We start from the raw sequence: 11,929 nt of genomic DNA, 5'->3' as shown, positions 1-11,929 counted from the left end.
GCCCTTCAGCTAACCCAAATCAGAAAGCGGGTGGGGAAAAACAACTGGCCGCCACCGGGGAGAACCCGTGGCCACCAGCGGGGAGAACTACTGGCCGCCTACGGGGAGAACTTCGTGGCCATTGACAGAAGACCACGGTCGCCAGTCGAACAGGAAAATCTGCGACAGGCTGCCCGGTCTGCTCGAACCGGCGGATCGAGCAGGGGATAAACGACCTTGCGACACTTCGACCTGACATTGCTGCCGAATGGCACCCAACGCGAAATTCGATCTCATCGGAGGAAGTTTCAGTCGGCTCGGCCAAGAAAGCCTGGTGGCTGTGCACCCAGTTCGGACACGAATGGCAAGGAACCGTGAATAGTCGCACGCAAGGCAACGGCTGCCCAGTCTGTTCAGGCCGACGCACACTGGCTGGGTTCAATGACCTCGACACCACCCACCCACATCTGGCCAACCAGTGGCACCCGACCCGTAACGCCCAAACAACCTCTTCCACGAGTCCAGGATCCGCATATCGCGCATGGTGGATCTGCCCAGCCGGCCACGAGTACTTGAGCGTCGTAAGCGCACGCGTCAGGGGACGAGGCTGCGCCTACTGTGCAGGGAAACAAGCCCTCGCAGGATTCAATGACCTCGCCACAACACATCCCACAGTGGCTGCAGAGTGGCACCCGACCAAAAACTCACTCATCCCGTCACAAGTAACAAGTGGAAGCAAAACCAAGATTTGGTGGCAGTGCGCCGGGCAGGGACACGACTACCAGGCCACCGTCGAAACCCGAACATCAGCCGGCACTGGATGTCCCGTCTGCACCAACAGACGAATAGTAGTCGGATTCAACGACCTCGCCACACTGCGACCAGAACTCGCGGCCGAATGGCACCCCACCAAAAACCTGCTCACCCCCGCCCGAGTTGGAGCCGGAAGCCATCTCAAAGCCTGGTGGCAGTGCCGAGACCACGGACACGAATGGCCCGCTGTCGTGGTTTCCCGAGTGAACGGTCGACAGTGCCCCATCTGCGCTGGACGCAAGGTCCTGCCAGGTTTCAACGATCTCAGAACCACCCACCCCGCGATAGCATCTGAATGGCATTCCACCAAAAATACAGGTACACCAATTGATTTCAGCGCCGGAAGTGATTCCCGCGTATGGTGGCGATGCCGCGCTGGCCATGAATGGGAAGTCTCGATCGGTTCCCGCACGGCAGCCGAAACCGGATGCCCACATTGCTGCACTATTGGAACCTCAATGCGAGAACAGGCAATCTGCCAGCTCATCGCGAAAGCGTTCAATCAAACCGATTACACAGGTCCTGCGGGTGTCGTCGGGTGGAGATGGGGAGTCGATCTCGCGCTGCACCATCAAAGGGTCATAGTCGAGTACGACGGCTGGTATTGGCATCGGGACAAGGCGGAGAAAGACCTCCTCAAAACACGAGTGCTCGAGAAGGCAGGATGGACAGTCATCCGAATACGCGAAACCACCGCGAAACGCCCGCTCCCCGAGCTACCCGTGACCACGATGGAATGCACCTCCACCGAACGTGCAGAAGCAGTGGCGCTGCGGACTATTCAACTTATCAACGAAATTCACCAGCATTGAATGCGCGAGACAGCAATCCCCATCACACCATCTACCGGTCGCAAGCACGCAGAATGATGCCCGCGTCCCTCAAACTGGACAGTTCAAGGTGACGCGGGCATCCGTATGACGACATTCAGTTCGGTGTCACCAAAACCTGCAACTCGCCAATTCGCTGCTGATAGGTAGATGTCAACGGTATTGGCATCACTCCACCTGTGCCACCACCTGGAAAGACCGCCGTCCATGTCACCACGAAATTGCTTGTCACGCTGAGATTGTGGACTCCGCCAGGCTCCGTCTCTGAGCTGCGCTCAATTCGATGTCCACAAGTCGGAGAGGGCATTCCACTTGGCGGGGTCATCGGACTCGCATCGACTGCGTCGGTGTAAGGAGTAAACGGCAAGAGCGCACCCGCACAAAAGGTGGGCGCGGAACGATCGCCCCAATTTACGAGCACTCCAGAATTTACTGCGTTCGCGGTGACTGTGACGACGCCGGCGGTTGCGACCCTGTTTACGGGCCCGATTTGAGCGGGTCTCGTCGATGCTCCGTTGGGGCAGAAATAGATCCACGCCTCGCGCCCTACGAGACCGGTTCGGCCGCCAGGAGAATTTGCAGGCTCGGGTGTCATGCACATCTCAGGCTTCTCCAACTGCATCGCGGTGACAGCCATCGACACGGTATTCATGATCTCCGCCATCGACGGTGGTGTCGGAGGAACATCAATCCCTGGTGCGGCTGGCGCAGCGTCACAGTTGTTTCGGAGATTGCTGCAGCTGCGACGTTCAAGTACAGCCGGTCCATTATTCGCTGCAGCGGCGGCACCACCGCCGCTCGTCCCTGCACCACCACCGCCACCACCGGCGTTGCCCGCGCCACCAGCATTACCGGCCCCGCCACCGCCGCCCGAGGGCGCGCTGATGTAACCACCACCGACAGTGACGTTCGCGCCACCAGGCGTTACGAACACATCGGAGCCGGCCCCTCCCACACCGGGCTGGGCGAATGAGGACTGACTACCGCCCGTAACCACCACTCCGCAAACGAGTGCCGCAGTGACGAATGCTCTCATTGCTAGCCGCATGATGACACCTTCTCAACTGTTTGACTTGTAACCCGCCAGCCATTCGCGTCTGGCCACTCAGGGTTTCGGACAGTGATCGCGGTGGACTCGAACTGCCCACGGTCGGGCTTCATTGCACTGGTTCCGTCCTGGTATTTGTTCTCCCAACCCGAGATATCCGTGCAAGCTTGCACATGTACCCACGCCGGCTCGGTCCTAGGCTTTCCGTTCTCGTCAACAGGAACCTCGAGATCCGAAACCGAGGAATTGACAACAGTTATCGCTCCAGTACTGGTGATTCCTTGCGAACGCCGGAGAGTGATGTTTCCGACCTGTCCCGACAGGACCGGATCTGCAGCAACAGTGCTGATCGCATCTGTCGATGCGGCGGGATCTGCTTCTACACTCCCCAACAGCGCGTAGTAGTCGTTCACCTTGGCGAGCGCCTGGGCACGTGCTTGTTCATCTGGTGTCTTGGCTGTGGCTGTGCCGTCTGGGCCACCGAATGCGGGGTCTGCGGTGGAGGTGAGGGTGACGTTGGGGTCGTCGGTTTTGTCGGAACAGGCTGCGACGGCGGCTAGTAGGGCTGCGGCGGCGAGGGCTGCTGCTGTGGTTCGTCGGATTGTGTTGTGGGTCATGTTGTTGTCTCCTAGAAGCTTCCGGCGCTGCAGGGGGTTCCGGGTTGTGTGTAGTCGGCTGTGACTCTCCATCCTGCTGGGTCGGGCCACGCGGTGTTGGTCAGGATCGGTTTTCCGAGTTCGAGTTTGTCGACAGGTTTGCTGATGCAGACGTCCATTTGGAGGGTGGCTGTTCCTGCGGTTGGGGCGCCGTTTTCGTCGATGGGGATGTCGTGTTTGGTGATCACGTTTTTGAGTACTTTGAGATCGTTTGGTGGCGTGGGGTTTCCGTTGCGGCTGGTTGTGATCTCTTTTTTGGTTCTGTCGAGGAAGCGTCCGGCTGCGACGGTATCGAGTTCGGAGAGTGGGGCGGTGGGGTCGGAGTTCAATCGTGCGAGCACGGTGTAGTACTCGCCGATCTTCGCGAGGGCGCCTTCTCCTGCTTGTTGTTCGGGTGATTTTCCCGATCCTGGGGGGCCGGTGAAGGTGGGGCCGTTGTTGGTGTCGAGGGTGCCGGGCTCGGGGCTGAGGATGCTGCAGCTTGCGGTCAGGCATGCCGCCGCGGCGAGGGTGAAGACGGCTGCGAGGCGGCGGTTCATGATGCGGCTCCGATTCGATAGTCGGTGGTGGTGTCGAGCTGTCTGAGGAGTTCGTTGGTTTCGGGGTGTGCGTCGACTTGCAGTTCGTCGAGTTCGCTTTTGAGGGTGTCGATGAGGGTTTGGGTGGTTTCGACGTCTCCGGAGAAGTGGGTGGCGATGATGGCCGCTCGCCAGCAGCCTTCGTGGGCACTGTCGACTGTGAGGCCGGTCTGGGCTGCTTTTCCTGCTGCGTCGAGGTCCTGGGTGACTTGTTCGCCGCGGATGTAGCGGCCGGCGAGTTCTTCTGCGACGTCGGTGATTGCGGAGATCATTTCTTGCTTTGTGTGATCTGCCCATCGGTATGCGGTGGGGTCGTCGCTGGTGAAGGGTTGACCGGTTACCAGTGTGAGTGCGGCTTGGAGGCGTTCGGTTGTCGTCGTGGCTGGGTGTGCGTCGACGAGGTGGTTCCAGTAGTCCCAGTCTGTGGTTACTGAGGGGTGCAGGCGGAGTGGTGTTCGGCCGGTTTTGTCTCCGGATTTGATGAGCGCTGCGTCTCCGGTGTCGGTGTCTCCCATCCAGCTGCGTAGTCGTGTGACTGCTTGGTTGCGGCGGCTGCGGAGCCGTACCTTTGCTGTTTTCGCTTCTGCTTCAGTGCTGGCCGTGTTGACGAGTTCGACGTCGTGGGGCCACATTTTTGCGGTGAGTTCAGTTGCGGGTACGCCGTCGTCGCTGAATGCGAGTAGGGCGGCGATTTCGGTGAGGCTTCGTGAGTTTTCGCGGTCCGTTGAGCCTGGGGTGAGTGGGGTGAGGGTGGGTTCTCCGAGGACGCGGATCCAGATGTGTGGGGTTGTGGGGACGTCAGGCTCGGACGCGGTGGTCTCGGTTTCGGTGTCACCGACTGTCTCGGAGTTGTTTTCCTCGAATACGTTGTCGTCGTTGCGAACTACCGTGAACGCCGCAGGGTCGGCGCTGGTGATGAGGTTTTCGGTCGTGATGTCGAAGTCGAGACGTGCCCCCTCCCAACCGAAGTCCCCGAAGTCTGCAGCCTGGGGTTCGGCAGCTGGGGAAGGATCATGTGTGGTGGTGGCGTACAGACTGACGATGCTGTCGTAGCTGGTTTCGTCGAGTGTTGTGACAGTGAGCTGTGCTGATGCGATACCTGGGCGGACCAGTGTTGCGGTGCCGTCGTCGGCGACGTCGAGTGTCCAGTCGGAGCGAGTGTTCGAGTTCTGTGTCGTGACTGCGGCGAACGCGATCCGCGGTGCGTTCTGGGCGATTGCGGCGAGGATTTCTGTTTGTTCAGCTGTCAGCGGGTCGGAGATGAGGACGATTTCCGGAGCGGTCAGCTCGCTGGTTTCGTACACGCTCCGTGCGTGTGCGATGGATTCGATGTCGTTCTCGTCGAGGATGTCGGCGTCGCGTTCGAGGTGGCGGGCCAAGCGCGTCAACACCTCGTCGGTGTTGTCTGAGTGCGTGATTCGGCCGGTGTTCACTGCGTCTGCGAGGTCGCTGCAGTATCCGACGACGTTGAGGTGGAGGGAATCGGCTAGGGGGGATACGGCGAGCTCGACGGCCATCGCGCGCAGCACGTTTGCGGTGGCGGTGGGTGTGCCGGTGATGGAGAGGTGCCCGATTTCCTCCAGATTGAGCATGAGTTCTCGTCCGTCGTCGCTGGTTCCCATTGCGGTTAGGGCTGGGTATGGGCTGACGTCGATGTCCGGGGTGGAGCGAGGGAACGTCCGTGGGTCGACCATCCACGTGTCGTCGTCTGATTGCATCCAGGGTTGGGGCAGGGAGATTTCCTCGAGTAGTCCGAGTTCGATGGTGTCGTCGCCGATGAAGACTGCGAGCAGTCTGGGGATGGGGGTTTCGTTTGTTCGGCAGTGCTGTGCGAGGTTCCGCAGTGCGGTGTCGACGTGAGCGGTGGTCAGTGGATCGACGGCGGCGGTCAGTGCTTGTTCGGCGAGGATTGCTTCTTTGGCGGGTAGGGCGATGCGTTCGCCGCGGCGGCGGCGGTGCTGTTGTTGTCGGCGGCGTAGTGCGAGGTGGCCGGTTAGGCCGGCGGCGGCGAGCGCGGAGATGCCGAGGGCGATGTAGACGATGTCGGATGAGTTGGTGGAGTCGTCTTCTGTGTCGGCGGTGATCGCGGGTGCAGGTGCATCAGGAGTCAGATTTGCGGGCATCTGAGGTTCGGCGGGGTCGAGTTGCCAGGTCGGTGTTGCGGCAACTTCTGGGAGGGGCTGCGGTGCAGGGTCGGGTGCCTGCGTCTGGGGGGTTTGTTCGGGTGCCACCGCCGGCGCAGGTACGGCCGCCGGCTGGGGTGCTGCCTCCGCTGCCGGCGCAGGTGTTTGGGCGGACGCGGACGGAATGATCAATTGCTGTCCGACTGTGATCAGGTCTCCGGCTGGCGCCCCGTCCGCAGTGGTGATCTCAGAGAAGCGCACAGGGTCGCCGAGCTCTCGGTCGGCGATGTCCCAGAGTGTGTCTCCAGCTTGGACGGTGTAGGCGCCTTGTACGACGTCCTGGGCTGTCGCGGGGAGTTGCAGCGTCATTCCCTCTGCGAGGAATCCTGCTTCGGGCACAACGTCTTTGTTCAGTTCGAGCAGTTCGGTGAACAACCTTCCGTCGCCGAGGTGAGTGTGGGCGAGTCCCCACAGGGTGTCTCCGCGGACGGTGGTCACGGTCGGGCCGGCGGGTTGGACTGCGGGCCGTGCAGCGCGGGGGTCCATCTGAGTGTGGGCGGGGCCGCTTGGGTCTTGTTGTGCGGAGATCGGTGCGTAGGGCGCGGGTGATGCGCTGTCCGCTGGTTGCGAGAGTGCGGGTGTTGCGGTTGCGGTGCCGGCTGTCAGCAGGAGAAGTGCACCACTGACGAGGAATGTCGCCGTTTTCTGTTGCGACCCGAGTAGCCGGATCTTCGGTGCCTTGACGCCCCGGAGTGTGGCTGCGAGTTCGACGAGGATCGGGAGGGTGAATGTCGCCCAGGCGGCCCAGCCGACGAGGGGCAGGAGTGCGACGAGGAGGCTGCCGTCGTCGGGGCTGGAGAGCAGACTTTCGAAATCCGAGAAGGGGATGTCGAGAGGATTTCCGCGCAATGCCCATAGTGCTGCGGGGATCCCTGCCACGAGCAGAAGCAGGATGAGGAGGTACCCGAGTCCTGCGAGGCGGGATCGGACTGTGCGAGTACTCATGGCCGGTACACCTCCCCTGCGTTGGTGCGGTTGAGGTTCACGGTTGCGCTGCCCGTGATCACTTTCGAACCAAGGGGTAAAAGCTTGTTGTCGTAGATGATGCGGGTGGTGATCAGCAATGTTCGAGGCCCGGTGGGGATGACCTCGCCCTCTACACCGGCGTCGGCGAGGTAGCGTTTCGCGGCCGCCACTGCGCGTACGGGGTCGACAACCGTATCGATGCCTCGCGCGCTGAGTGTTCCGACGATCTGCTGTCCGGACGCGCGGGCGGCGTCTTCGGCGACGTTGTCGGCGCGTTGAGCTGCGGTGTGCATTCCGCCGCCGTCGACGATGAGTCCCCACACGAAGAATATGAGGATGGGGGCGAGTATCACGGTCATCAGGGTCACGGAACCCTTGTCGCGTTCTTCGGGGAGCCTGGAGGTGAGTCGCTTACGCAGGGCGGTGATCATCTGGTGCGCTCCCGGAATGTGTCGATGGGTGAGATTGCCGTGACCTCGATGGTTCGTCCTCCGCTGACGCCGGGCCATCCGAGGGCGTCGTAGGAGACTTCACAACTGACGGTGACTTCGACGGTGGCGGATACTCCTGGGCGAGTGCGGAATCCGGAGGTGTCCGCGCTGACGTTCATCGTCGTGCATTTGAGTCCTTGACCATCCATCGAGTCCAGGGCCGCTTGGTATGCGAGGGGGTTGGCTTGAGCGGCGGTACGTGAGAGTGATGCTGCTCGGGCGGCTTCTCCCGCGGCGTGCTCGACCTTCTGATGTGCCTGGCGGTTGATGCCGTACGCGTACATCCAACCGAGTAGGACGAGGAGGACGACGATCGCGAGGCACAACTCGATGGTTGCATCTCCTCGATCGTTTGAGCGGGCGCGATTGATCCACTGGTTCAGCTTCATCCGACACCTCCGGGATTGGTCACGCGCTCAGTGGGTTTGGTGTGGTCGACGGTGATAGCGAATTCCAGCCCCGGTACGAGGGTCGGGGACTTTCCGGTGATCGTGACGGTGCTTTCGCGGAGTGTCTTGTTCACCGACACGACCGGTGCTTGAAGGTCACCAGATCCGGATTTCGCGATGCACGCGTTCGCTGCAGCGAGCCCGAGCGCCTGGTTCCCTTGCTGGGAACGTGTGGCTTGCAATGCTTTTTCGGCGCAGGTGTTGGCGACGTCCCGTGCGTGGAAGAACAGGGCGGTTTGCAGCATTACGGAGAACATCATCAGGAAAGCGACCATCGCGATGACGGTGACGAGCGTGGTGGGCCCTCGGTCGTCGTGGCGCCACCGGTCGATCAGCTGTTCCAGTGTCATGACTGTCCGTTTCTCTGCGGTCCGGTTGGTGGGTCGGGTTAGGTGGCGAGATCTCTTTGGGCTGCGATTCTGCGTTTGGTTTCCACACGGTTGCGGACGAACACGGCAGAACATGTCACTGCGGCTACAAAGGCTATGGAGAGGGGGAATGCTGCGGCAAAGGTGCCGAAACGTGCTGCACGGGAGGTGTTTTCGTCGGTAATCAGGTCGGTTGCCAGGAACGGCAGGACGATTATCATGATTGCCGCAGCCATGGGGGCGTAAATGAACGCCATGGAGTGGTCATCGATGATGGTTTCTATCGCCAGCAAGAGAGCCATCGTGACGAGCAGTACGCCGACTGTGATGATCATCGTCGTTTCCTTCACTTTTCTGTGGGTTGGCGCGCGGTTATCTGCGCCGCTTGATGTCAAACCAAATCGCTTCGCCGACGAAGCGGAAACCGTGAAGAGCCACTACTCCGAGTGCGGCGAGACCAAGCACGGTCAGAGATGTTTGCCACCGGCCGAACAACACAGCGGTCAGAAGCAGCACGTACTGCCCCCATAGGCACCAGAGGAACATGTTCTCCATCCGCAGGACCCAGTCTTTGAAGATGAGCCGAACACCGAGTATCAGGAGGCATGCAACTGCTATACCGACAAAAATCGCTTTCGTGGTTGACAACTCAAATGACAACGCGAACATTGATGACTCCTTCCCGCAGATTGGTTGCGCGAGGGGCAGAAGAAGGGGTTTCCGACCCTCAGGGTTGCCATCGATGAGCCGAGCGCTGGAACGCTACGTTGCACTCCAGCGCCCGGCGCGATCGATAGAGCCATGTGTTTTGCTCCTCCACCCGAACTGCGTTGTGCAGTGTCAGTCGGGGATGGAGTCGGCGCGGGACTGGATCTTCTGGACGACTACGGCGCCGGCAGCGATGGCCGCGACGGCGACGATTCCGGCCATGATGACGTATTCGAGGGTGGACGGGCCGCGGTCCGAGCCCTTACCGCCTGCACGCTGCAGGAGGCTTCCTGCGAGTGCGGCGACGAACATCATCGTGAGTGTGAGGTAGGAGGTGATGGCGGCGCGGGTTGCGCGGCGGGTGGTGGTGATGGCTTTGGTGGTCATGGTGTGCTCCTTGTTGGTGTGCTGGATGTGTAGCAGTTGTCCTGGACTGGATGAGTCCGGTCGATGAGTCCTTCTTCGTTTTGCCTGTTCAGAGGGATTTCCTTTCGTGGGTTTGGTTAGCCGCTGATGACGGAAACCGCCGGGATCAGGAGTAGTGCCATGAACAGGCCGGCGAGGCCGGCAAGGGGCATGGCGAGCTTCTCCGTCGCCTCGACGGCGGCGGACTGTTCAGCGGAGGTTTGTGCGGAGCGCAGGCTGGCGGCTTTGGCTCGCAGTGAGGTGTAGACGCTGGCGCCTTTGTCACCGGTCATCGTCATGATGTCTGCGAGGTCGCCGAGTTCTGCGAGTCCGAGCTGCTGCGAGACGCGTGTGAGAGCACTCCAGGGCGCTTCGCCGGAGCGGCCCGCTTCGTAGAGTTCCTCGTCGAGTCGGAGGAACACCCAGCTGTCGCCGACTTGGGCGGCGATCTCGAGGGATTGCGTGGATCCGACTCCGCCTCGTCGGCATAGCGCGACGAGGTCGATGTAGGAGCTGAGAGCCTGTGCGAATTCGGCGCGAGCGGCAGCTGCGCGTCGACGGATGTCGATGTCGGGAATCATGAAGAGGAAGACGGCGGTCGCGAGTGAGAGGATCGCCGGCATCGACCATGCCAATCCCAGTCCGAACGCTGTCAGGACCAGGTTGAGTATCGGGAAGATCAGCAGGCCGAAGAACGCTGCGACAAGTTTTTCGCCAAGTACGTGCGCCGGATCTTTGTGCAGCAGTGAGAGGTCCGCTGTGGGGAGGGTGAGGAATCGGCTGTCTTGTAGGTAGGGGTGTACGCGCAGGCCGAGCCTGTTGGCGAGCCCGTCGACGAGTGATGTCCCTGCGGTGTTTGCCTTTTCCGGCGCGGGTCCGGACATTCTGGACATCACGTCGGTGAGGGCGGGTTGGGCTCGCAGGAAGTACAGGGCCACGAGGTAGATGCCGATTGTGCCGACGCTGGTGTAGACGATGATCGTCATGGTGATGCTCATCGCTGCGCTCCTACGAGGTCAGTGCGTTCGACGCGGTCGTTGGTTCCGATGAACCGCGGGTAGACCGGCGGCTTGGTGGCTTGTTTCATCCAGTACAGGTCCGCCGCGAAGAGCGTCAGCAGGATCAGTAGGACGATCTGCATTCCGCCTGAACGGTAGGGCTCCATGAAGTTTGTGAAGGCGAACGCTGCGGCGAGGACGGCGATGGTGATGATGGTGACCCATTTGGCTTGTGTTCGAGTCGATTTGCGGTCCGCTTCGATGCGGCGGCGGCGGGCGACGGTGTCGCCTACGTCTTCGGCGAGGCCTTCGAGGACGTTGGCCAGGCCGACACCACGCAGTTGCATGGCGAGAAGGAGGGCGCCGCAGATCTTGTCACCGACGCTGTCGTTGAGGTCGGATGCGAATCGTGTGACCGCTTCGGCGGGTGGGACATTGTTGCGGAGCCTGTTGATGAAGGCGGTGATCTCGTCTTTCAGCGTTTCTGGGATGGGGGTCGAGATGATGGTGTGTTCGATTCCGGAGCCGGCTCGCATGCTGCTCGACAAGTTGCGTGTCCATTCGTCCATCGAGGACAAGCGACTGATCTGGTGTTCGGCTTCCGGTCGACTCAGGAGGTAGGGCAGACCCACGAGAAGGGCGGGGACGAGGAAGAGCGTGAAGAGCCATCCGCTCAGGTAGTAGACGGTGGCGCCTGCGCCTATTCCGACGGCCAGGAGAAGTTGGGTGGTGCCCGATAGTTTTGCTCGTTCGCCCTTTCGGCGGCGCTGGCGAGTGGGGGCTGTGGGGTCGCGGCGGTCCCTCCACCCCACGACGAGGCAGCCGACTCCTGCGCAGAGCAGCAGGACGAGGAAGACGCCGATTTGTTGGTACATGATCATGCAGCTCCTTCGTCGTCGAACAGATCGCGTTCTTCGTCGAAACTCCGAAGAGTGCCGGGAGGGAGGTCCACTTTCTTGAATCCGCCGGCGAGGAGCTTGCGTAGCATCGGCTGCGGGATGCTGCCGAATACGCCTGTGCCGTCGGAGTATCCGCGGTAGATGTTGGAAAAGCTGGGTAGCTTGTCGGTGTCGCCAGGTTCGACGTAGACGACTTCGGAGACGTATCGGACTGCGGTTGTGGTGCCTTCGCGGCTGACCCTGACCTTCGTCGCCAGCTGAACGATCACGTCGACGTGTTCGGCGAGTTGCCGCTCGATGTATTCCGCTGACGCGTTCATCGGCGGCTCTTGGGCGAGGTTGGCGAGTCGGTCGATGACACCGCGTGCGGTGTAAGCGTGGGTGGTGAAAATTCCGCCATTGGCCGTTTGGAGGGCCTTGACCAGAGCGAGGATCTCGAGGCCTGCGATTTCACCGACTACGAGGAAGTCGAGTCCCTGGCGGACGAACTCGTAGAGAATTGCGCTCAGACTGAAGCCGCCGGCGAGTTGTCCGTCTGCGCCGCGTTCACCGCCGCCC

13 protein-coding genes and 1 pseudogene are annotated in these 11,929 nt (G+C 61.2%); 2 read left to right on the top strand and 12 right to left on the bottom strand.

Features of this window, described 5'->3' with window-relative positions; translation table 11 throughout:
- Nucleotides 1-194: 194 nt before the first annotated feature.
- Together ATN38_RS33275 and ATN38_RS32455 are read left to right on the top strand one after the other, a co-directional pair.
- Nucleotides 195-1,220, top strand: a pseudogene (locus ATN38_RS33275) (zinc-ribbon domain-containing protein); the annotation flags it as partial.
- Nucleotides 1,221-1,250: 30 nt separating this feature from the next.
- A complete protein-coding gene (locus tag ATN38_RS32455; RefSeq protein ID WP_037131400.1) occupies nucleotides 1,251-1,604 on the top strand; it encodes a DUF559 domain-containing protein in 354 nt (117 codons plus the stop codon).
- 1,056 nt (nucleotides 1,605-2,660) lie between these two features.
- On the opposite strand, the gene ATN38_RS00650 is transcribed toward ATN38_RS32455, so the two are convergent.
- The 12 genes from ATN38_RS00650 to ATN38_RS00595 all read right to left on the bottom strand — a co-directional run.
- Nucleotides 2,661-3,287 (bottom strand): hypothetical protein, encoded by a 627-nt coding sequence (locus tag ATN38_RS00650; protein WP_003944273.1) that lies wholly within the window; start codon nucleotides 3,285-3,287, stop codon nucleotides 2,661-2,663.
- An 11-nt stretch (nucleotides 3,288-3,298) separates the two neighbouring features.
- Nucleotides 3,299-3,865 (bottom strand): hypothetical protein, encoded by a 567-nt coding sequence (locus tag ATN38_RS00645; protein WP_003944285.1) that lies wholly within the window; start codon nucleotides 3,863-3,865, stop codon nucleotides 3,299-3,301.
- Nucleotides 3,862-7,032: a LysM peptidoglycan-binding domain-containing protein gene (locus ATN38_RS00640; protein ID WP_209922970.1), complete on the bottom strand. Its 3,171-nt coding sequence runs from the start codon at nucleotides 7,030-7,032 to the stop codon at nucleotides 3,862-3,864. Before ATN38_RS00640 ends, ATN38_RS00645 begins: the two co-directional genes overlap by 4 nt.
- Nucleotides 7,029-7,484 (bottom strand): TadE/TadG family type IV pilus assembly protein, encoded by a 456-nt coding sequence (locus ATN38_RS00635; protein WP_003944242.1) that lies wholly within the window; start codon nucleotides 7,482-7,484, stop codon nucleotides 7,029-7,031. Before ATN38_RS00635 ends, ATN38_RS00640 begins: the two co-directional genes overlap by 4 nt.
- Nucleotides 7,481-7,933, bottom strand: coding sequence for a pilus assembly protein TadG-related protein (locus tag ATN38_RS00630; protein WP_003944245.1), 453 nt, complete (start codon nucleotides 7,931-7,933; stop codon nucleotides 7,481-7,483). The genes ATN38_RS00635 and ATN38_RS00630 overlap by 4 nt, the downstream gene beginning before the upstream one ends.
- Entirely contained in the window at nucleotides 7,930-8,343 is a 414-nt protein-coding gene (locus ATN38_RS00625; RefSeq protein WP_003944251.1) for a hypothetical protein, read from the bottom strand. Before ATN38_RS00625 ends, ATN38_RS00630 begins: the two co-directional genes overlap by 4 nt.
- Before the next feature lie 38 nt (nucleotides 8,344-8,381).
- The gene (locus tag ATN38_RS00620; protein ID WP_209922972.1) at nucleotides 8,382-8,696 is read right to left on the bottom strand and encodes a hypothetical protein; all 315 of its coding nucleotides are present in this window, start codon (nucleotides 8,694-8,696) and stop codon (nucleotides 8,382-8,384) included.
- Between the two features lie 37 nt (nucleotides 8,697-8,733).
- Nucleotides 8,734-9,030, bottom strand: coding sequence for a hypothetical protein (locus ATN38_RS00615; RefSeq protein ID WP_003944231.1), 297 nt, complete (start codon nucleotides 9,028-9,030; stop codon nucleotides 8,734-8,736).
- Nucleotides 9,031-9,201: 171 nt separating this feature from the next.
- Entirely contained in the window at nucleotides 9,202-9,456 is a 255-nt protein-coding gene (locus ATN38_RS00610; RefSeq protein ID WP_003944212.1) for a hypothetical protein, read from the bottom strand.
- 116 nt (nucleotides 9,457-9,572) lie between these two features.
- Nucleotides 9,573-10,472: a type II secretion system F family protein gene (locus tag ATN38_RS00605; RefSeq protein WP_003944267.1), complete on the bottom strand. Its 900-nt coding sequence runs from the start codon at nucleotides 10,470-10,472 to the stop codon at nucleotides 9,573-9,575.
- Nucleotides 10,469-11,347 (bottom strand): type II secretion system F family protein, encoded by an 879-nt coding sequence (locus ATN38_RS00600; RefSeq protein ID WP_037131449.1) that lies wholly within the window; start codon nucleotides 11,345-11,347, stop codon nucleotides 10,469-10,471. The genes ATN38_RS00605 and ATN38_RS00600 overlap by 4 nt, the downstream gene beginning before the upstream one ends.
- A gap of 2 nt (nucleotides 11,348-11,349) precedes the next feature.
- Nucleotides 11,350-11,929 (bottom strand): ATPase, T2SS/T4P/T4SS family (locus tag ATN38_RS00595; protein WP_218747402.1); only part of this gene is annotated, 580 nt, incomplete at its 5' end.

It is taken from the genome of Rhodococcus sp. FH8 (assembly GCF_019266085.1).
GTDB classification, from domain to species: Bacteria; Actinomycetota; Actinomycetes; order Mycobacteriales; family Mycobacteriaceae; genus Rhodococcus_F; species Rhodococcus_F qingshengii.
The sequence above is the reverse complement of the archived record's forward strand: the minus strand, read 5'-3'. Positions and strand labels throughout refer to the sequence as shown.